The sequence below is a fragment of the Lysobacter tyrosinilyticus genome (assembly GCF_054779815.1).
Genome location: NZ_BAAGXN010000003.1, coordinates 626,882 through 647,376 on the forward strand (window position 1 = coordinate 626,882; position 20,495 = coordinate 647,376).

At 65.0% G+C, this 20,495-nt stretch carries 21 protein-coding genes and 1 tRNA gene; 2 read left to right on the top strand and 20 right to left on the bottom strand.

The window, feature by feature from the left end:
• Window position 1: 1 nt before the first annotated feature.
• The 9 genes from nuoF to tpiA form a co-directional block, all read right to left on the bottom strand.
• Window positions 2-1,369 carry an NADH-quinone oxidoreductase subunit NuoF gene (gene nuoF, locus ACYVGK_RS09475; protein WP_460733115.1) on the bottom strand — a complete coding sequence of 456 codons (1,368 nt, stop codon included), beginning with the start codon at window positions 1,367-1,369 and terminating at the stop codon, window positions 2-4.
• An 11-nt stretch (window positions 1,370-1,380) separates the two neighbouring features.
• Complete coding sequence (nuoE, locus tag ACYVGK_RS09480) at window positions 1,381-1,908, bottom strand: NADH-quinone oxidoreductase subunit NuoE (protein ID WP_187711832.1); 528 nt, start codon at window positions 1,906-1,908, stop codon at window positions 1,381-1,383.
• Complete coding sequence (locus ACYVGK_RS09485; protein WP_460733116.1) at window positions 1,905-3,191, bottom strand: NADH-quinone oxidoreductase subunit D; 1,287 nt, start codon at window positions 3,189-3,191, stop codon at window positions 1,905-1,907. The genes nuoE and ACYVGK_RS09485 overlap by 4 nt, the downstream gene beginning before the upstream one ends.
• A 5-nt stretch (window positions 3,192-3,196) precedes the next feature.
• On the bottom strand, window positions 3,197-3,922 hold the full coding sequence (locus ACYVGK_RS09490; protein ID WP_460733117.1) for an NADH-quinone oxidoreductase subunit C: 726 nt from the start codon (window positions 3,920-3,922) through the stop codon (window positions 3,197-3,199).
• A 1-nt stretch (window position 3,923) separates the two neighbouring features.
• Window positions 3,924-4,496, bottom strand: a complete 573-nt coding sequence (locus ACYVGK_RS09495) for a NuoB/complex I 20 kDa subunit family protein (protein WP_460733118.1) — start codon at window positions 4,494-4,496, stop codon at window positions 3,924-3,926.
• Window positions 4,487-4,843: an NADH-quinone oxidoreductase subunit A gene (locus tag ACYVGK_RS09500; protein WP_460733119.1), complete on the bottom strand. Its 357-nt coding sequence runs from the start codon at window positions 4,841-4,843 to the stop codon at window positions 4,487-4,489. The genes ACYVGK_RS09495 and ACYVGK_RS09500 overlap by 10 nt, the downstream gene beginning before the upstream one ends.
• A gap of 109 nt (window positions 4,844-4,952) precedes the next feature.
• Window positions 4,953-5,037 (bottom strand) — tRNA-Leu (locus ACYVGK_RS09505).
• Window positions 5,038-5,188: 151 nt separating this feature from the next.
• Complete coding sequence (secG, locus tag ACYVGK_RS09510; RefSeq protein WP_460733120.1) at window positions 5,189-5,632, bottom strand: preprotein translocase subunit SecG; 444 nt, start codon at window positions 5,630-5,632, stop codon at window positions 5,189-5,191.
• 16 nt (window positions 5,633-5,648) lie between these two features.
• The gene (gene tpiA, locus ACYVGK_RS09515; protein ID WP_460733121.1) at window positions 5,649-6,395 is read right to left on the bottom strand and encodes a triose-phosphate isomerase; all 747 of its coding nucleotides are present in this window, start codon (window positions 6,393-6,395) and stop codon (window positions 5,649-5,651) included.
• A gap of 139 nt (window positions 6,396-6,534) precedes the next feature.
• Here tpiA and ACYVGK_RS09520 point away from each other — a divergent pair, with 139 nt between their 5' ends.
• A complete protein-coding gene (locus tag ACYVGK_RS09520) occupies window positions 6,535-7,179 on the top strand; it encodes a DUF6445 family protein (protein ID WP_460733122.1) in 645 nt (214 codons plus the stop codon).
• 126 nt (window positions 7,180-7,305) lie between these two features.
• Here ACYVGK_RS09520 and ACYVGK_RS09525 read toward each other — a convergent pair whose 3' ends face one another.
• From ACYVGK_RS09525 to trpB, 5 genes are all read right to left on the bottom strand, one after another.
• Window positions 7,306-8,244: an isopenicillin N synthase family dioxygenase gene (locus ACYVGK_RS09525; protein WP_460733465.1), complete on the bottom strand. Its 939-nt coding sequence runs from the start codon at window positions 8,242-8,244 to the stop codon at window positions 7,306-7,308.
• 29 nt (window positions 8,245-8,273) lie between these two features.
• Window positions 8,274-9,632, bottom strand: a complete 1,359-nt coding sequence (glmM, locus tag ACYVGK_RS09530; protein WP_460733123.1) for a phosphoglucosamine mutase — start codon at window positions 9,630-9,632, stop codon at window positions 8,274-8,276.
• Window positions 9,629-10,519, bottom strand: coding sequence for an acetyl-CoA carboxylase, carboxyltransferase subunit beta (gene accD / locus ACYVGK_RS09535; RefSeq protein ID WP_460733124.1), 891 nt, complete (start codon window positions 10,517-10,519; stop codon window positions 9,629-9,631). Before accD ends, glmM begins: the two co-directional genes overlap by 4 nt.
• Before the next feature lie 181 nt (window positions 10,520-10,700).
• The gene (trpA, locus tag ACYVGK_RS09540) at window positions 10,701-11,492 is read right to left on the bottom strand and encodes a tryptophan synthase subunit alpha (RefSeq protein WP_460733125.1); all 792 of its coding nucleotides are present in this window, start codon (window positions 11,490-11,492) and stop codon (window positions 10,701-10,703) included.
• A gap of 190 nt (window positions 11,493-11,682) precedes the next feature.
• A complete protein-coding gene (gene trpB, locus ACYVGK_RS09545) occupies window positions 11,683-12,897 on the bottom strand; it encodes a tryptophan synthase subunit beta (RefSeq protein ID WP_460733126.1) in 1,215 nt (404 codons plus the stop codon).
• 76 nt (window positions 12,898-12,973) lie between these two features.
• Between trpB and ACYVGK_RS09550 the strand changes: the two genes are divergently transcribed.
• Window positions 12,974-13,867, top strand: coding sequence for a LysR family transcriptional regulator (locus ACYVGK_RS09550; RefSeq protein ID WP_460733127.1), 894 nt, complete (start codon window positions 12,974-12,976; stop codon window positions 13,865-13,867).
• Window positions 13,868-13,892: 25 nt separating this feature from the next.
• On the opposite strand, the gene ACYVGK_RS09555 is transcribed toward ACYVGK_RS09550, so the two are convergent.
• The 6 genes from ACYVGK_RS09555 to aroC form a co-directional block, all read right to left on the bottom strand.
• Entirely contained in the window at window positions 13,893-14,315 is a 423-nt protein-coding gene (locus tag ACYVGK_RS09555; RefSeq protein ID WP_460733128.1) for a hypothetical protein, read from the bottom strand.
• A gap of 130 nt (window positions 14,316-14,445) precedes the next feature.
• Window positions 14,446-15,102, bottom strand: a complete 657-nt coding sequence (locus ACYVGK_RS09560; protein WP_460733467.1) for a phosphoribosylanthranilate isomerase — start codon at window positions 15,100-15,102, stop codon at window positions 14,446-14,448.
• Window positions 15,103-15,107: 5 nt separating this feature from the next.
• Window positions 15,108-15,914, bottom strand: a complete 807-nt coding sequence (truA, locus tag ACYVGK_RS09565) for a tRNA pseudouridine(38-40) synthase TruA (RefSeq protein ID WP_460733129.1) — start codon at window positions 15,912-15,914, stop codon at window positions 15,108-15,110.
• A gap of 230 nt (window positions 15,915-16,144) precedes the next feature.
• Entirely contained in the window at window positions 16,145-17,935 is a 1,791-nt protein-coding gene (locus ACYVGK_RS09570) for a FimV/HubP family polar landmark protein (protein WP_460733130.1), read from the bottom strand.
• A 149-nt stretch (window positions 17,936-18,084) separates the two neighbouring features.
• Window positions 18,085-19,101: an aspartate-semialdehyde dehydrogenase gene (locus ACYVGK_RS09575; protein WP_460733131.1), complete on the bottom strand. Its 1,017-nt coding sequence runs from the start codon at window positions 19,099-19,101 to the stop codon at window positions 18,085-18,087.
• A 152-nt stretch (window positions 19,102-19,253) separates the two neighbouring features.
• The gene (aroC, locus tag ACYVGK_RS09580) at window positions 19,254-20,396 is read right to left on the bottom strand and encodes a chorismate synthase (RefSeq protein WP_460733132.1); all 1,143 of its coding nucleotides are present in this window, start codon (window positions 20,394-20,396) and stop codon (window positions 19,254-19,256) included.
• Window positions 20,397-20,495: the final 99 nt, after the last annotated feature.

The window sequence follows — 20,495 nt, forward strand, 5'->3', positions numbered from 1 at the left end:
GTTATGCGGCGACCTTCTCCGCGACGGTGCCGGCGCGCTGGTCGTCGACCAGGAAGCGCTTGTTCACGATCGCGTATTCGAACTCATCCCAGAAATGACGCAGGAAGCCCTGCACCGGCCACGCGGCGGCTTCGCCGAACGCGCAGATGGTGTGGCCTTCGATCTGGCCAGCGGCGGCGCGCAGCATCTGCAGGTCTTCCAGCGTGGCCTGCTTCTCGACGATGCGGGTCAGCATGCGGTACATCCAGCCGGTGCCTTCGCGGCACGGCGTGCACTGGCCGCAGCTTTCCTTGAAGTAGAAGCGCGAGATGCGCTGGCAGGCGCGCACCATGCAGGTGGTGTCGTCCATCACGATCACGGCGCCCGAACCGAGGCCGGAACCGGCCTTCTGGATCGAGTCGTAATCCATGGTGAGGCCCATCATGGTCTCGCCCGGCAGTACCGGCATCGAGGAACCACCCGGGATCACGCCCTTGATCTTGCGGCCGTCGCGCATGCCACCAGCGAGCTGCAGCAGCTCCGCGAACGACGTGCCCAGGCGGATCTCGTAATTGCCCGGACGGGCGACGTGGCCCGACACCGAGAAGATCTTCGGACCGCCGTTGTTCGGCTTGCCCAGATTGAGGAACCACTCCGCACCGTTACGGATGATCGCAGGCACCGAGGCATAGGTTTCGGTGTTGTTGATCGTCGTCGGCTTGCCGTACAAGCCGAAGTTGGCCGGGAACGGCGGCTTGTAGCGCGGCTGACCCTTCTTGCCTTCCAGCGACTCCATCAACGCGGTTTCTTCGCCGCAGATGTAAGCGCCCGCACCGAGTGCGTTGTAGATGTCGATATCGATGCCGGAGCCGAGAACGTTCTTGCCCAGCCAGCCGTGCTTGTACGCCTCGGCCAGGGCTTCCTCGATGTGCTCGAACGGCTCGTGGTGGAACTCACCACGCAGATAGTTGTACGCCGCGGTCGAACCGGTCGCGTAGCACGCGATCGCCATGCCTTCGATGACCGCATGCGGGTTGTAGCGCAGGATGTCGCGGTCCTTGGCGGTGCCCGGTTCGGATTCGTCCGAGTTGCACAGGATGTACTTCTGCGTGCCCGAACCCTTGGGCATGAAGCTCCACTTCAGGCCGGTCGGGAAGCCCGCGCCGCCGCGGCCGCGCAGGCCGGACTGCTTGACCATCTCGATCACGGCGGCCTGATCGATCTTCTCGGTCAGGATCTTGCGCAGCGCGCTGTAGCCGCCGGTCTTCAGGTAGTTCTCGTACGACCACGGCTTCTCGTAGTGCAGCGTCGTGTAGACGACGTTGTGCTCCTGCGGAACCGGGCCTACCGGGCCATAGCCCTCGGAATAATCGTGGTGACCGTGTGCCATCTACCGGTGCCTCACTTCAGACCGTCGAGCAGCTCATCCACCTTCGCGGTGTCGAGCTTCTCGTGGTAATGGCCATTGATCACGACCACCGGCGCGCCGCAGCACGCGGCGACGCACTCTTCCTCGCGCTTGAGGTAGACGCGGCCATCGGCGGTGGATTCGCCCAGCTTGCAGCCCAGCTTCTTCTCGGCGTGCTTGACCAGGTCTTCAGCGCCGTTGAGCCAGCAGCTGATGTTGGTGCAGAAAGCGACGTTGTTGCGGCCGACTTTCTCGGTTTCGAACATCGAATAGAACGAAGCGACCTCGTAGGCCCACACCGGCGGGAGGTCGAGGTACTTGGCGACAGCGGCTATCAGTTCGTCGCTCAGCCAGCCGTCGTTCTGCTCCTGCGCGGCGTGCAGACCCTGCAGCACGGCCGAACGCTTGCGATCCGGCGGAAACTTGCTCAGCCAGTGGTCGATGTGGGCGCGCGTCTTGTCCGACAGCACAACCATCGGATCGACGTTGCGCGCGTTTTCGAAATTGCCAGTGGCCTTCATCGGTCGATCTCACCAAACACGACGTCGTAGGTACCGATCATCGCCACAACGTCGGCCAGCATGTGGCCCTTGACGATTTCGTCCATCGACGACAGATGCGCAAAACCTGGCGCACGCAGCTTGCAGCGGAACGGCTTGTTGGCGCCGTCGGAAACCAGGTAGCAGCCGAATTCACCCTTGGGCGCTTCCACAGCGGCGTAGGTTTCGCCGGCGGGGACGCAGTAACCTTCGGAGAACAGCTTGAAGTGGTGGATGAGGGCTTCCATGTCGTCCTTCATCTCTTCGCGCTTGGGCGGAGCGACCTTGAAGTTGTCGACGATCACGGGGCCCGGATTGGCCTTCAGCCACTTCACGCACTGCTGGATGATGCGGTTGGACTGGCGCATCTCGGCGACGCGGACCAGGTAACGGTCGTAGCAGTCGCCGTTCACGCCGACGGGAATGTCGAAGTCGACTTCGGCGTACTTGGCGTAGGGCTGCTTCTTGCGCAGATCCCAGGCGATGCCCGAACCGCGGACCATCGGGCCGGTCATGCCCCAGGCGAAGGCCTGTTCGGGCGAGACCACGCCGATACCGACGGTGCGCTGCTTCCAGATGCGGTTGTCGGTCAACAGCGTTTCGTATTCGTCGACGCGCTTGGGGAAGTCCTCGGTGAAGCGCTCGAGGTAATCCAGCAGCGAGCCTTCGCGCCACTCGTTGAAGCGCTTGAGCGACTGGCCCTTGCGCCACGGCGATTCCTTGTAGCGCGGCATCTGCGACGGCAGATCGCGGTACACGCCACCCGGGCGGTAATACGTCGCGTGCATGCGCGCGCCGGAGACTGCTTCGTAGCAGTCCATCAGCTCTTCGCGCTCGCGGAACGCGTACAGGAACACCGCCATCGCACCGAGGTCGAGCGCGTTCGAACCGACCCACATCAGGTGGTTCAGGATGCGCGTGATCTCGTCGAACATCGTACGGATCCACTGCGCGCGCTCCGGCGCCTCGATGCCGAGCAACGTTTCGATCGCACGCACGTAGGCGTGCTCGTTGCACATCATCGACACGTAATCCAGGCGATCCATGTAGCCGATCGACTGGTTGAACGGCTTGGACTCGGCCAGCTTCTCGGTGCCGCGATGGAGCAGACCGATGTGCGGATCGGCGCGCTGCACGACTTCGCCATCCATCTCGAGGATGAGGCGGAGCACGCCGTGCGCAGCCGGGTGCTGCGGACCGAAGTTCAGCGTGTAGTTGCGGATCTCGGCATTGAGAAGGCCGGAACCGTTGGAATTGGAAAGCACGGAGCTCACTTCTTCACCTCCGCCTTCTGCGCAGCTTCGCCGGCGGCGGTTTCATAGCGCGCGTCGTCGCGGATCACGCGCGGCACGAGTACGCGCGGCTCGATCGAAACGGGTTCGTAGACCACGCGCTTCTTCTCGGCGTCGTAACGCACTTCGACGTTGCCGATCAGCGGGAAGTCCTTGCGGAACGGATAACCGACGAAACCGTAGTCGGTCAGGATGCGGCGCAGGTCCGGATGGCCTTCGAACACGATGCCGTACAGGTCGAACGCTTCGCGCTCGAACCAGTTGGTGCCGGCCCACACCGATGTCAGCGAGGCCACGACCGGCAGGTCGTCGTTCTCGGCGAAGGTGCGCAGGCGCACGCGCTGGTTGTGCTGGTACGAGAGCAGATGCGCGACCGCGGCGAAGCGGCGTTCCGGCGCATTGGCGGCACCGTTCGGGGCTTCACCCCAGACGAAGCGGCCAGCGCTCTTGCCTTCGACGCCACGCGAGAAACCTTCCGACGAAACGTCGGTGTCCCACTCGTCGCTGCCGTAGCTGAGGTAATCGACGCCGCTGACGTCGACGCACTGTTCGAAACCGAATTCGTCGCGCAGCGCCTGTGCAGCGGACAGCCACGCACTGGCGGCGACGTCGATCGTCACTTCACCACGCGGCTCGGCAACGGCAACCAGCGCTTCGGGGAAACGTGCGCGAAGGCGTTCGGCAAAAGAGGATGCGGTTTCCATATCAGCGCACGCCCTGCTTGTTGTCGCCGAAGTTGGTGCCGCGACGGATCTTCTTCTGCAGCTGCAGGATGCCGTAGATCAGCGCTTCGGCGGTCGGCGGGCAGCCCGGCACGTAGATGTCGACCGGCACGATGCGGTCGCAACCGCGCACCACGGAATACGAGTAGTGGTAGTAGCCACCACCGTTGGCGCACGAGCCCATCGAGATCACCCACTTCGGGTCGGGCATCTGGTCGTAGACCTTGCGCAACGCCGGGGCCATCTTGTTGACCAGGGTGCCGGCCACGATCATCACGTCGGACTGGCGCGGCGACGGACGGAACACGACGCCGTAGCGGTCGAGATCCAGGCGCGCGGCGCCGGCATGCATCATCTCGACCGCGCAACAGGCCAGACCGAAGGTCATCGGCCACATCGAACCGGTACGCGCCCAGTTCCACAGCGTGTCGAGGTTGGTGGTGACGAAGCCCTGCTGCATCACCGGGTTCTGGTCTTCGGGCAGCAGCAGATCATCCAGCCGCCCTTCCGGCAGCGGATTGTGCATCAGGCCCGAAACAGTCTGGATCACTCCCATTCGAGCGCGCCCTTCTTCCACACGTAAACGAAACCGATCACCAGCAGCGCCAGGAAGACGCCCATCTCGACCAGCCCGAACACGCCGAGCTCGCGGAATACCAGCGCCCACGGAAACACGAAGGCGATTTCCAGGTCGAAGACGATGAACAGAATGGCGATGAGGTAGTAGCGCACGTCGAACTGCATGCGCGCGTCCTCGAATGCAGCAAAGCCGCATTCATAGGGCGAGAGCTTCTCGACAGAGGGGCGCTGAGGGCCGAGCAGGCGGCCCACTACCAGCAGGGCGACGCCGATGCCACCGGCGACGATCAGGAACAGCAGGGTCGGCAGGTATTCGGCCAGCACTCGCGTTCTCTCGGCTATGCCGCGTCGACGCGGCGTTGGCTCGGCATCTGGGTGCCGTTGTTGGCTAACGCTGAAGGGGCCGCACGCCGTGCGAACCCCTTCAGAAGTTTGGTGCCCAAGGGGGGACTCGAACCCCCACGACCTAAGTCGCTACCACCTCAAGGTAGTGCGTCTACCAATTCCGCCACCTGGGCTTGAAACGTTTTTTGAATCTGGCCATCCGACCACTCACCCGTACTTGCCGACCGGGCCAGCTTCCTGTCGCTGCCGAAACTTCGGCGCCGACCGGCACCCGGCTATCCGTGCCGGGTTGAGAAGTTGCATATGGTACCGCGTTTGCTGCGTTCAGCCGCCAACCGGAGGCTGCGTCGGCTGCTGCGGAGCCGGTGCCGTGGTCGCCGGAGCCGCGTTGTTCGCGGGCGCCGTTGGCACCGTCGGAGCCGGAGCTGCCGGAACCGTGGCCGGGGCCGACGGGACCGTCGCGCCACCCGGAGCCGGAGCGGCGGGCACCTTCGACATCAGACCCTTCTCCTCGGCCGCCGAAACCCCGGCGCCGCGGTTGTGGCCCGCATTCCAGGCCATGAACAGGCTGATAGCGAAGAACGTGATCGCGAGCCACTTGGTCGACTTCGACAGGAAGTTCGAAGCACCGCGCGAACCGAACACCGTGCCCGACGCGCCCGCGCCAAAGCCCGAACCAGCCTGCGCACCCGCGCCGCGCTGCATCAGGATCAGCGCAATCATGGAGATCGCGATCAGCACATAGATGACGTTGAGGAACAACAGCATCGTAGGAACTCGAAGGTTACGCCGCCGCAGCGACAATGGCGTTGAAGTCGGCGGCGACCAGCGAGGCCCCACCTACCAGGCCTCCATCGACGTCGGGCTGTGAGAACAGCGCGGCGGCATTGTCGGCCTTTACGCTTCCGCCGTACAGGAGCGGTAGCGAGCCAGCGATTCTAGCATCGTATTGGGCGATTTCGCCACGGATGAATGCATGAACTTGTTGCGCCTGTTCCGGCGTCGCGGTTTTGCCGGTTCCGATGGCCCAAACCGGTTCATACGCGATGATCGCGCCTTCCAGTGCGGCAGCCCCGTCCTTCAGTACCGGCGCGAGCTGTTCTTGCAGGCGCCATTCGGTCTGACCGTCCTCGCGTTCGCTCAGGGTCTCGCCGATGCACAGGATCGGCGTAAGGCCGGCAGCCTTGGCCGCGAAGAACTTGCGGGCCACCAGCTCGCTGCTTTCATGGTGGTACTGGCGGCGTTCGGAATGGCCGACCAGACCATAGCGAGCACCGACATCCATCAGCATCGCCGCCGAGACTTCACCGGTATAGGCACCCTTCTGGTTCGCACTGACGTCCTGCGCACCGAACTGCAGGCCCTTCGATCCATAGCGCTCGGTCAGCTCGCCGAGGTACGGCAGCGGCGGCAGGATGATGCACTCGACCCCAGTCGGAGCGCCGGCGGCAACCACGGCATCCAGCAGCTCGAAGGCGAACTTGCGGTCACCATGCAGCTTCCAGTTTCCGGCGGCGATCTTGCGGCGCATGAATGGTTCTCGGTAATGCGGAGGGCGCGCAGTTTACCAGCGCCCGAGGCGATTCCTCCGCCGGCAAGCTGCCAGAATAGGCAAATCCATCACTGCAGACCCGCACATGAGACCCGGCCCACCTGTACAACGCCTTCCCGTGTTGCCTTATCGCAAGCCGACCGAAGGCCGCGACTACTGGGTACTGGATGACGCCCTGCCCAACGCCGATGAAGTGCGCGCCCGCTTCCTGGCTCGCACCGACTGGTACGAGGGTTATCCGCACAAGCCGGAAAGCTGGCCGGGGCTGCGCGCCATGCCGGCGTTGGAGCCGGCGGAACTCGCGCCGCTGGAAGAATGGGTGAAGAAGGCCACGGGTGCGACGAAGCTATGGGTCGAATCCACGAGCGATGGCGGCACGCTCAACCACAATTGCGTGCAGGTGGTCGGTTACAACGAGTGCGAGCCCCGCCCGCATACCGATTCACGCGCTCTGTGCCGCTATGCGGCGGTGCTCTATTTGAATCCAAATGTCCCGGATGAGTGCGGCACCAGCTTCTATCGTCAGCGACTACCGGGTGGCCAGCGTGGCGGCAACATCGTGCAGCCGCCGCACAACAACCTGGTGGAAGCGTTGGGTACGCGCTTCGTCGATGTCAATGCGTTCGCCGAAGACATCGCGATCCCGCATCGCTACAACCGTCTGCTCGTCTATCGCGCCAACCTGATTCACAGTGCGACGGGCTACTGGGGACAGACTCTTGAAAAGAAGCGGATGGCGGCGGTGTTTTTCTGGATGGCCTGACGACGCATCTTTGTAGAGCCGAGCTTGCTCGGCTGCTCTTCCTTCCCACGCAATGAATCAAAACCAGCCGAGCAAGCTCGGCTCTACAAAGCGCGGAACGGCCGGACCGCTCCGCGCTGACAAGCATTACTTGAGCTTGATCTCGGCCAGACGCTCTTCCAGGTAGCCGTGCGCCGTAATCGGCTCCGGATACCGGCTCGGATTGTCCGGAGTGATGCACGAAGGCAGCACATCGATCAGGAAATCCGGATTCGGATGCAGGAAGAACGGCGTCGAGTAACGCGGCTGACGCGCCTTGTCGCCGGGCGGATTCACCACGCGGTGCGTGGTCGACGGATACACGTGATTGGTCAGCCGCTGCAGCATGTCGCCGATGTTGACCACGATGGTGTCGGCGTCGGCCGTGAACGGCACCCACTCGCCCTTGTGCGACTTCACTTCGAGACCTTCCGAACTCGCGCCGACCAGCAGCGTGATCAGGTTGATGTCTTCGTGCGCGCCAGCCCGGACGTTGGGGATGTCGTCGGTGGTGATCGGCGGATAATGGATCGGACGCAGGATCGAATTACCGAAGTCAGTCTTGTCGACGAAATAGCTCTCCGGCAGGCCGATGTGCAGCGCTAAGGCGCTCAGCACGCGCGAGCCGAGCTGGTCGAGCGCCTGGTACAGGCCGTAGGCCGTTTCGCGGAACTCCGGAATCTCGGTCGGCCACAGGTTCGGCGACATCACGTCGACGTACTTGGAATCGCGCGGAATCTCGCGGCCGACGTGCCAGAACTCCTTGAGGTCGAAGTACTTGGAGTCTTTCGCCGTCTCGATGCCGAACGGCGTGTAGCCGCGCGCGCCACCGCCGCCTGCGACGTGATACTTGCGCTTGACCTCGTCCGGTAGCGCGAAGAAGCGCTTGAACACGTCGTAGGAAGCGTCGATCAGCGCCTGCGGAATGCCGTGATTGCGGATGCCTGCGAATCCCCATTCGCGATAGGCCGCGCCCAACTCGGCAACGAATGCCTCGCGATCTGTCTCGAAGCGGCGAATGTCTAGGGTCGGAATCTGCGACGCCATGGCGTGTTCCCAGTGATGGTTCATTCGGATTACTGCGCTGCGGCGCGCACGGCCGCAGCCAGCGCATCGAGCGTGTTCTGCATCAACGCCGCATCGTCGGCTTCCACGGTGACGCGGACCACCGGTTCGGTACCCGAAGGACGCAGGAAGGCACGGCCACGGCCGGCCACCGCGGCCTGCGCTGCGGCCAGCGCTTCCTTGACCGATGCAGCTTCGGCGGGCTTTGCCGCGCCCACGGCATACCGCACGTTAACGGTCTTCTGTGGAACCCGCTCCAGCCCTTGCAGCGCCTCGCGCAGCGAGATACCGCGGCGACGCAGCACTTCCAGTACCTGCAGCGCACTGACGATGCCGTCGCCGGTGCCACTGCGGTCCAGACACAGCATGTGCCCCGATGCCTCACCGCCCAGCACGCCACCGTTCGCCACCAGCTGCTGGTGCACGTAACGGTCGCCAACCTTGGCGCGGATGAAACCGATGCTTTCGCGCTCCAGCGCGCGCTCCAGACCGTAGTTGGTCATCAGCGTGCCGACGACCGGGCCTCTGAGGCGACCGGTTTGCTTCCAGTCACGCGCGAGCACGTACAACAGATCGTCGCCATCCCGCACGACACCATCACCATCCACGAACAGCACGCGGTCGCCGTCGCCGTCGAAGGCAATGCCCAGGTCGGCACCGGTTTCGCGCACGCGCGCGGCCAGCGTTTCCGGGTGCGTGGACCCCACACCGTCATTGATGTTGAGGCCAGTAGGCTCCACACCAATCGCGTCTACCAGCGCGCCGAGTTCGCGCAAGACGAGCGGACCAAGTTGATAGGTCGCGCCATTGGCGCAGTCCACGACGATGCGCATGCCATCGAGGTCGAAGCTCTTCGACACCGAGTCCTTGCAATGCTCGATGTAGCGACCCAGTGCATCACGCGTGCGCACGGCCTTGCCAAGCTGCTCTGAAGGCACAGTACTGAACGGCTGGTCCAGCGCGGCTTCGATGGCCAGTTCGGTGGCGTCGTCGAGCTTCTCGCCTTCGGCCGAGAAGAACTTGATGCCGTTGTCGTAATGCGGATTGTGCGACGCGGAGATCACGATGCCGCCATCGGCGCGCATCGAGCGCGTGAGGTGCGCGACCGCCGGGGTCGGCATCGGCCCCATCAGCTGCACGTCCACGCCGGCTGCAACCAGGCCCGCTTCGAGCGCGGCTTCGAACATGTAGTTCGAAATGCGCGTGTCCTTGCCGATGATGACCTGCGGCTTGCGCCAAACGCGGCCCTGGAAGGCCTGCACGAGCGCATGTCCGTAGGCATTGCCCAGGCGCAGGACGAAGTCGGCCGAGATCGGGCCTTCGCCGACCCGTCCGCGGATGCCGTCAGTACCGAAGTAACGACGGCTCAAGCGGCGACCTCGTTGTCGTCCTGCGGCATCGGCTGCTTCATCATCAGCGCGAGCAGATGCGACAGGCGATCGCGGATTTCGCGGCGATCGCAGATCTGGTCGACCGCGCCGTGATCGACGAGAAATTCGGAACGCTGGAAGCCTTCAGGCAGCTTCTCGCGCACGGTCTGCTCGATCACGCGCGGACCGGCGAAGCCGATCAACGCTTCTGGCTCAGCCATGTTGATGTCACCGAGCATCGCGAACGATGCGGACACGCCACCAGTAGTCGGATGCGTCATCACCGAAATGTACGGCAGGCCCTTCGCGCGCAGGCGCGCGAGTGCGGCCGAAGTCTTGGCCATCTGCATCAGCGAGAACAGGCTTTCCTGCATGCGCGCGCCGCCGCTGGCGGAGAAGCACACGAAGGGGCAGCCGATGTCGGCAGCGCGTTCGGCCGCGCGGGTGAAACGCTCACCCACCACCGAACCCATCGAGCCACCCATGTAGGCGAAGTCGAAGGAAGCGGCGACCAGGTCGCGACCCTTGAGCTTGCCCTGCATGGCAATCAGGGCGTCGCGCTCGCCGGTCGACTTCTGCGCGGCCTTGATGCGATCGGAATACTTCTTCTGGTCCTTGAACTTCAGGACGTCGGTCGGGCCGAGTTCGGCGCCGATCTCGCTGGTGCTGTCCGGATCGAACAGCGAAGCCAGCCGCGCGCGGGCGCGGATGGGCATGTGGAAGTTGCACTTCGGGCAGACCTCGAGGTTTTCCTCGAGCTCCGGGCGGTACAGCACGACGCCGCAGCGGTCGCACTTCTCCCAGAGTCCCTCGGGAACGCTGCGACGTTTCGCCGCGCCGGTCTCGGTGCGGATGCCGGAAGGCATGAGTTTCTTCAGCCAGGACATGCGGTGCGTGTTCCCCTGTTGGCACGGATGCAGAGTTAGAGCGAACCCTCAGTTTAGCGCGAAGCACCCGCACGACGAACGGCACCGGGGGGCAGCCGATGCCATGTTCGTCGTTTTTGCGGCTAACGTCGCGTAATGCGGTCTGTCACACCTGACAGGGGGCGGGCTCGCTGGCGCCGGATCAGTCGTCCAGGGCCTGTCGCAGGGGCGAGAGGAAGGCTCGCGCCCGACCTGCCGGGTCGTCCGCACCGTCCAAGGCGGCCACAAGTGCGCTGCCCACTACCACTCCATCGGCTTCACGCGCCATCGCAGCAGCCGAAGCGGCGTCCTTGATGCCGAAGCCGACCGCCACCGGCACCCGGCTGCGCGTCCGGATGGTATGCAGGCGTGCCGTGGCCGCGGTGGTATCCAGGCGATCCGCCCCGGTCACGCCGGCGAAGCTGACGTAATAGAGGTACCCGGCTGCCTGGTCGCACAGCAGTGCCAGCCGTTCGTCGCTGGTGGTCGGTGATGCGAGCAGGATCAGGGCGAGGCCGTGCGCGGCGAAGGCCGGGCGGAATTCGCCCGCTTCTTCCGGAGGCAAATCCACCAGGAGCACGCCATCGACACCCGCTGCCACGGCTTCGCCAGCGAAGCGGTCGGCACCGCGGATTTCGACCGGATTGAGGTAGCCCATCAACACGACGGGCGTCTTCTGGTCGTGCTGCCGGAACAGACGCACGCAATCGAACACGTAGGACAAACCGGCACCGCGCGCCAACGCGCGCTCGGAGCTGCGCTGGATGGTCGGTCCGTCCGCCATCGGATCGGAGAACGGGACGCCCAGTTCGATCACGTCCGCACCGGCTTCGGCGAGCGCATGCATCACCGGCACGGTCGCCTCGAGCGAGGGATCACCGGCGGTGATGAAGGGGACCAGCGCCTTGCGACCGGCGATCTTGAGTGCGGCGAAACGGGTGTCGATGCGGTTCATGTGGCTCGGCTTTGGCTCCCTCTCCCTCCGGGAGAGGGCTGGGGAGAGGGTTAGGCGAAGCGGAATACATCAAGGATCCGATTGCAAGAATCAGCTGATCACTGTTCCAGCCAATGGCTAGCGAACACTTCGCCGAACCCTCATCCGCCCTTCGGGCACCTTCTCCCAGAGGGAGAAGGAATAGAGCTAGTTAGAACGTAATGCCTTCGCGACCAGCGATGGTGTGCACATCCTTGTCGCCGCGTCCCGAGAGGTTGCACAGCACGATGGCGTCCTTGGGCAGCTCACGCGCGAGCTTCGTCGCCTGCGCGATCGCATGGCTGGATTCGAGCGCCGGGAGGATGCCTTCGGTACGCGCCAGCTGGTGAAAAGCAGCCAAGGCTTCGTCATCGGTAACACCCACGTAGTCGGCGCGACCGGTGTCCTTGAGAAAGGCGTGCTCGGGCCCGACGCCCGGATAATCCAGGCCCGCGGATACCGAATGCGTTTCGATGATCTGGCCATCGTCGTCGCAGAGCACGTACGTGCGATTGCCATGCAGCACACCCGGACGCCCCGCCGCCAACGACGCCGCGTGATGTCCCGTCGCGATGCCCTCGCCCGCCGCTTCCGCGCCGACCAGGCGCACGCCGCGATCGTTGAGGAAGGCATGAAACACGCCGATCGCATTGCTGCCGCCGCCGACACATGCGGTCACGGCATCGGGCAGGCGCCCGTATTCGGCCAGCATCTGCGCGCGCGCCTCGCGACCGACCACGGCGTTGAAGTCACGAACCATGCGCGGATACGGATCAGGGCCGGCGACGGTGCCGATGATGTAGAACGTGTCGTGCACGTTGGTCACCCAGTCGCGCATCGCTTCGTTGAGCGCGTCCTTGAGTGTCGCCGAACCGCTGGTCACCGGCACCACGGTCGCGCCCAGCAGCTTCATGCGATAGACGTTGATCTTCTGGCGCTCGATGTCGGTAGCGCCCATGTACACGACGCATTCCAGCCCCAGGCGCGCGGCAACGGTCGCCGAAGCCACGCCGTGCTGGCCCGCGCCTGTCTCGGCAATGATCCGGGTCTTGCCCATGCGGCTGGCGAGCAGCGCCTGGCCGATGGTGTTGTTGATCTTGTGCGCGCCGGTGTGGTTCAGGTCCTCGCGCTTGAGCAGGATGCGCGCGCCACCGACCTCGCGGCTGAGACGCTCGGCGAAATAGATCGGGCTGGGGCGACCGACGTAATGCGCCAGGTCGTTGTCGAAGGCCGCAATGAAGGCCGGGTCGACCCTCGCTTCGTCATAGGCTTTCGCCAGCTGTTCCAGCGGTCCGATCAGGGTTTCGGCGACGAAACGACCGCCGAAACGGCCGAAGTGGCCGGCGGCATCGGGATAGGCATGGAAATCTTCGATCAGGGTGCTCATGGGTTTACTTTATCGCCGGGTCGCACCAGTGGAAAACGCATAAGATTGGCTCAATCTGTCAGAAAAAATCACAGATATGAGCCGCGACCTGCCCCCACTCAATGCCCTGCGCGCCTTCGAAGCCGTTGCCCGCCTGGACAGCGTCAGCCGGGCCGCGACCGAACTGCATGTCACCCACGGTGCAGTAAGCCGGCAGTTGCGGGTACTGGAAGACGCGCTGGGCACGGCGTTGTTCGTGCGTCAGGGCCGCGGCCTGGTGTTGACTCCCGCCGGCCAGCGCCTGCGCGAAGCCGCCGAAGCCGCCTTCGATCCACTACGCGCGACCTGGGCGGAGCTGCATCGGCGCCAAAGTGCCGCACCGCTGGTGCTTGGCTGCCCGGGGAGCGTGCTGGCGCGCTGGATGATTCCGCGGCTGGAGCGGCTGGCGAAGGAGCGACCGGAACTGAAGCTGCACCTGTCGGCGAACGAATCCCCCCCCGACGCGCGCCTGTCCGGCCTCGATGCCGCGCTGTTGATCGCACAGGCGCCCTGGCCGGCAGACTGGCAAGTTCACGAACTGGCTCCGGAACGCATCGGCCCGGTGGTCAGTCCGCGCTACATCGGCATCGAACGCCTGCGAAATGCTGCGCCCGAAGTCCTCAGCGAATTCGCATTGCTGCATACCGCCTCGCGGCCGCAGGCCTGGGGCGAATGGGCCACCCGCGCCGGCGTGGATCCAAGTTCATTGCGCATGGGCACCGGCTTCGAACATCTCTACTACCTATTGGAAGCCACTTCTGCAGGCTTGGGAGTGGCGATCGCTCCCGAACCGCTGGTTGCCGGGGACATCGCGGCCGGGCGATTGCTTGCGCCGTGGGGCTTCGTCGCCACGCAGGCGCAATGGGTGCTGTGCGCACCGCGACGCCAGGAGGATCGGCGGGTCGCTCGGCTGGCCGGCTGGCTGCGCGACGAACTGGCGCAGCCTTCCTGATGCGATCCGAGCCTGCCAAGTCCCGTCAACGTCCACGCCGATACACCGTCACGCGGACGTTCGAACCTGTCGAGCTGGTGAAGTCGAACGGCCGTGCGGGTGCATCTCCTTGTGGTCGCGCAACCTTGAGCACATCGCCGTCCAGTCGATAAAGGGACGGCACTATCTTCCGCTGGCCATCGTCGGCAATGACGATCGTATCGACTTCGCCAGGCGGCCCAGGAAAGGCCAGCAAACCCTTCAACTGCGTTCCATCTGTACCGTGATAGGTAAAGCGCTGGCCTTCGATGACCAGCTTCAGGTCCTTCAACTCGTTGCTGCCTTCAAGCTTGCCTCGATACACACGACTTTCGCCGATCCAGGTGCCTTGCAACTGGTCCAGCGGTGGCGCTTCCATGCCAACACCGGCAGCGGACAAAACCCATAGCGCAATGGTCAGAAATGACATGAAGGCTCCATCGTGGACGAGACGGAGCGAAGCGTAGGCGCCCCGCATCCAGCGGGGAATTACTCGACAGGTATAGCGCCAAAGCGACTAGCTTCGACGCTGCATCGAAGCCTCTTCGTTGGACACACGACTAGCCGTGGCAATCGGCCCGGCGCACTTCCTCGACGAAATGCCGCATGCGGTCCCCGTCCTTGATGCCGGGCGACAACTCGATGCCACTGGAGACGTCCACACCCCACGGTCGGGTTGCGCAGATCGCATCGAAGACGTTGTCCGCGGTCAGTCCGCCCGCGAGCAGCCATGGCTTGCCGGGATCGGAAGGAATGCGCGACCAGTCGAAAATCTTGCCGCTACCGCCCTCGCCTCCGGGGGCGTGGCTGTCGAACAGGAAGCCGGCCGCACCGGGATAGCGCGCACGCAATGGTGTCGCGGCGGCAGCGCCGTTTCCGCCGCCCATCGCCACCGCCTTCAGATAAGGCACGCCGAAGCCGCGACAGAACGCATCGTCCTCGTCGCCGTGGAACTGCAACAGGCTCGGGCGCACGTGCCGCACGATTTCCCGCACCTCGTCCTGCGAGTTATCCATGAACAAGGCGACCGAATCGACGAAGGGAGCTAGCGCCGTGCGCATGGCACGCGCCTCCTCGGGTTCGACACGGCGCTTGCTCTGGCGGGCGAACACGAAACCAACCGCGTCCACGCCAAGCTCACTGGCCAGACGCACATCACCGGCGCGGGTGATGCCGCAGAACTTGACCCGGGTACGGAAGAAGTTGGGCTTCAGCATTTCGCTCATAGACGAATCTGGTCAGGCAGTCCGAAACGCGCCACGACATCGGCGGGATAGCGCGGCCCCAGGAACACCAGCCCGCTCGATGGTGCCGTGGGTCCGGCCAGGGTGCGGTCCTGGCCCGCCAACAACTCGGCAATCCAGGCCTCGGGGGCATCCCCGCGCCCCACCACCAGCAAGCTTCCGACAATGTTGCGCACCATGTGGTGAAGAAAGGCGTTGGCCTGTACTTCGACCGTCACCACGTCGCCCTGACGGGCCACGGTGATCTCCTGAAGCTCACGCCGCGCATGCGGCGCCTGGCAGTGCACGGTGCGGAACGCGGAGAAGTCGTTTTCACCCAGCAGCGCCTGCGCGGCGCGGTGCATGGCCGCGGTATCGAGGGGCCGGCGCTCCCAGGTCAGCACATGGCGATTGAGCGCCGGCCGGATCACGCGATTGAGGATCGAGTACCGATAGCGCCGCGCGCGGGCCGAGAAGCGGGCGTGAAATTCATCGCCGACCGGCACGCACCAAAGCGCACCGATCGCCGGGGGCAGTTTGCTCGTGGTTCCCAACACCCAGCCGCGCGGATCACGCCGCACCGGGCTGTCGAAATGGACCACCTGCCCCGCCGCATGTACGCCGGCATCGGTACGCCCGGCGCAGATAGTCTCGATCGGCGTGCCGGCCACGAACGAGAGCGCGTCTTCGACCACCGACTGCAGCGTGAGATAGCCCTCGGGATCGCTTTCGCCGTGCTTGCTCAGGCGCTGCCAGCCACTGAATTCGCTGCCGTCGTACTCGATGCCCATGGCGTAGCGCTGCATCGCAGGCGCGCTGGCTTCGGGCGATTCGGACGGGGCTGGCGACATGACGATGCGGGCTGACCCGGCAGGAATGAGGATGAAACGGTCTTGTAGAGCGGAGCTTGCTCCGCTGCTTTGGCATTTTGCAGGTTCGGCGGAATCGCTGGACGAAAGGCGATCCGAGCAGGCTCGGATCTACAGAAGCGAATGCCTAGGCAGCGGAGCAAGCTCCGCTCTACAAAGCGGGAGCGCTATTCGAGTTCGCGCAACATGCGTGAGGCCTGTTGGCGGGCCGTGTGATCGCCGTTGATCACGACTTCGCCAAGCAGTTGTCGCGCGCCCGCCAGGTCGCCGAGGTCGAGATAGGCGCGGGCCAGTTCGAGGCGCTCGTGCGCAGCCTGCGCGGCAGGATCAAGCAGGTCGCGCTGCGCAGCGGCACCCGTGTGCCAGGCTGGCACGGCGCGTGCCGGCGACTCCGGCACGAACGACGGCGCGGCGGCGGCAACGGCCACGGGCTCTGCCACGACTTCCAGTTCGACTTCCTCTGCCTCCTCGACTTCGCGCGCAGCGTCGGAACGCGGCGCGAAAGCATCGGCAATGGAAGGCGACGCGGTCTTGGCCGCGCGGAAATCCGGAGTCGCCTTGTCGCGACGGCGCACGAACCAGCCGATCAACGCCCCCAGCACCAGCGCACCGCCGATGCCGAATGCCCACGGCATCACCGAGTCCTGTGGCTGCTGTTTCTGCGACTGCGAAAGGCGCTGCTGCGCGGCAGCCAGCTCGCTGTCCTTCATCGAGATCAGTTGCTGTTGCTGCTGCTGGAGCTTTTCGAGCTCGGCGACACGGCTCTTGAGTTCTTCGGTTTCAGCCTCGCGCGCGGCGAGGGTTTCCTTGGTTTGGGTGAGTTCCTGCTGCAGCATCGCGCCCTCGCCACCGGCGTTGATGCCGGACTGTGTACCCGCCTTGGTCGCGTCGCTGGCGCCAGGCGGAACGATTTCCAGACGTGCGTCGGCGACGCGCTGGCCCTTGGAAGTGGAAGTTGTCGCGGAACGCGTCCGCCCCTGCACCGGCGTCGCCGCCGATGCCGTATCGCCGGCATCCGCAGGCTGCGGCGCTGCACGACGCGAAGCGCGCCACTCCTGGATCTGGCTATGGACGATCGCGCTGGCCTGCTGCGCGTCAAGTTCCGTCATCGCATCGCCGCCGGGCATGCGCAGCACGGCGCCGGCCTTGAGGCGATTGATATTCCCGTCGATGAAGGCATCGGGATTCGCACGCAGCAGCGCGATCATCGTCTGGTCGAGCGTGCCGGCACCGCCGACGCGTGCGGCGATCGACGACAGGGTGTCGCCGCGCTGCACTTCGAAGTCGGAGCCGTCCGGAGCCGGACGCGAAATCGGGGTTGCCGCGACCTGCGGTTGCGGTGCGACCGGAGTCGGAGCGATCGCCTGGGTGTCCTGCGGTGCGGGCTCCTTCGCCGGCTCGGCTTGCGCGGTCGGAGCCGGCTCGGGCTTGGTCTCGCTCGCGACCGTCCCGGTCGGTTCGGGCTTGGTCTCGGTCGCGGCCGTCTCTGCCGGGCGTTCGATGACCGCCGGCGCTTCGACCGTCGGGGCGACGACTTCCGGCTGCAGCGGCGCCGACACGGTGCGCGGCGTATCGACCAGCGCCGAGTACTCGCGCACCAGGCGGCCCTGGCCCCAGTCGACTTCAACCAGGAAGGTCAGCAGGGGTTCGCTCACCGGCTGGGTGCTGGTGACCCGGATGATCGGGTTGCCGCGCGCATCCAGCGCCTGGGTGAACTGCAGGTCGGCAATGATGCCGATCGGCGGCCGCAGGCCGATGCGCGAGAAGGTCTCGGGTGAGGCCAGGCTCGCCTGGAGTTGCTCGAGTTCGGAGGGATCGCTGGTGACGATCGGGATTTCAGCCACGAGGGGCTGCCCGATCTTCGACTTCACCTCGATCTGGCCGAGACCCAGCGCGGACGCGCTGAAGCTGGCGGAGGCCGCCAACAGCGCCAATACGGTTCCCGCGATTTTTTTCACGACAGGCCTCAAGCCACTCCCCGGCGCGACTCTAGCCCTCAGTGCAGGCGATTTGCAATGAAGCTGCCGCAAATGATTGAGCGGGTTCAGATTTCCGGCGAGCCAAACCCGGATCGCGGCGCGAAGCCGCGATCCGGGCATGCCGTGGCTTAGCCTCCGGCGATCACCAGCTCCGCCAGCTGCACGGCGTTGGTCGCCGCACCCTTGCGGATGTTGTCGGCGACGACCCACATGTCGAGACCGCGCGGATGCGAGACGTCCTCGCGCAGACGACCGACGTAGACCGGATCGGTGCCCGAGGCGTGGGTGACCGGGGTCGGATAGCCGCCAGCCTTGCGTTCATCGACCACGACCAGGCCCGGCTGTGCGGCGAGCAGTTCGCGGGCCTTGTCGACGCTGATCTTCTCGCGGGTCTCGATGTGCACGGCTTCGGAGTGGCCGTAAAACACCGGCACGCGCACGACGGTGGCGTTCACCTGGATGGTGTCGTCGCCGAGGATCTTGCGGGTCTCGGTGACCAGCTTCCACTCCTCGGTGGTGTAGCCGTTGTCGAGGAAGTCGCCGCCGTGCGGGATCACGTTGAAGGCGATCTGCACCGGATAGACCTTGGGCTCCGCGTCCTGGAAGTTGAGCAGCGCGGCGGTCTGCCGCCCCAGCTCTTCCATCGCCTTGACGCCGGTGCCGGACACCGACTGGTAGGTGGCGATGTTGATGCGCTCGATGCCCACGGCGCGATGGATCGGCGCCAGCGCGACCATCAGCTGCATGGTCGAGCAGTTCGGGTTGGCGATGATGCCGCGCGGACGGTTCTTCGCGGCTTCCGGGTTCACTTCCGAGACAACCAGCGGCACGTCGGCATCGCCGCGGAAGCTGGAGGAGTTGTCGATGACCACCGCTCCCGCGGCCGCGAACTTCGGCGCGTATTCCTTCGACACGGAGCCGCCGGCCGAGAACAGGGCGATGTCGACGCCGGTCGGGTCGAACTTCGCCAGGTCTTCGACGACGAGCTGGCGCGCGCCGAATTCGACCTTGTTGCCGGCCGAGCGTTCGCTCGCCAGCACATGCAGCTTGCCGATCGGGAACTGGCGCTCGGCCAGGACCTTCAGCATGGTTTCGCCGACCGCGCCGGTGGCGCCGACTACGGCAACGGTGTACGTCTTGCTCATTGTTCAGATCTTCCTTTGATTAGCGACCGCGGCGCTGAAGATTGTGCGCCATATCGATCGTGGAATTGGGGGCTCGGGCGAAACGTTCGCGCGGCGCGGCTGCAACAGGGGCTTCCCAAACCCGCTTCAGGGAAGCTGCAAGCAACCGGCCGCTATCGTTTTTCGACGTCCGGTTTTTTACCGCTCGCCTGCGCAGGCACGCGCGGAGTGATCTCGCCCACGTCGCCGCACTGCGCGCGATGGCGCAACGCCTGGTCCATCAGCACCAGCGCGACCATGGCCTCGCAGATCGGCGTAGCGCGGATGCCCACGCAAGGATCGTGGCGTCCGGTAGTGATCACTTCGACCACGTTGCCGGCCGTGTCCAGGCTCTGCACTGGCAGGCGCAGGCTGGAAGTCGGCTTGAAGGCAGTGGAAACGCGGATCGCCTGACCGGTGCTGATGCCGCCGAGGATGCCGCCGGCATGGTTGCTCATGAAGCCGTCCGCGCTCATTTCGTCGCGGTGTTCGCTGCCCTTCTGGGCGACCGAAGCGAAGCCGGCGCCGATTTCGACGCCCTTCACCGCATTGATCGACATCAATGCCGCGGCCAGTTCGCCATCAAGCTTGCCGTAGATCGGCTCGCCCCAACCCGGCGGCAGGCCTTCAGCCACGACATCCACACGTGCGCCCACCGAGTCGCCGGACTTGCGCAATGCGTCCATGTAGCTTTCCAGCTCATCGACCTGTGCCGCGTGGGGCCAGAAGAACGGATTGGCTTCCACTACTGCCCAGTCGATGTTTTCCGCATCGAAGGCGCGCGGCGTGACATCGCCGATCTGCGACAGATAGCCACGCACCTGGACACCGTATCTTTCGGCCAACCACTTCTTGGCGATCACCGCGGCGGCGACGCGCATCGTGGTTTCGCGCGCGCTGGAACGGCCGCCGCCACGCGGATCGCGGATGCCGTACTTCTGCCAGTAGGTGTAATCGGCGTGACCCGGGCGGAACTGCGCGGCGATGTTCGCGTAGTCCTTGCTGCGCGCGTCGGTGTTGCGGATCAGCAGCGCGATCGGCGTGCCGGTGGTGACGCCTTCGTACACGCCGCTGAGGATCTCGACCTCATCCGTCTCGCGTCGCGCCGAGGTGTGCCGGGTCTTGCCCGTGGCGCGGCGCTCAAGGTCCTGGCGGAATTCTTCCGGCGCGATCGCAATGCCCGGGGGGCAGCCGTCGATCACGCAACCGATCGCCGGGCCGTGGCTTTCGCCAAAGGTCGTCACTGCGAACAGCTTGCCGAAGGTGTTGCTGGCCACGGAATTTCCAGGCGCGCCGCTGGCGCGCGGAATGAGGTTGCGGGGGTAAGGCCCTGAAATATACGGGAAAAAGACGGTTACGGCTGGAACCGATTGGCT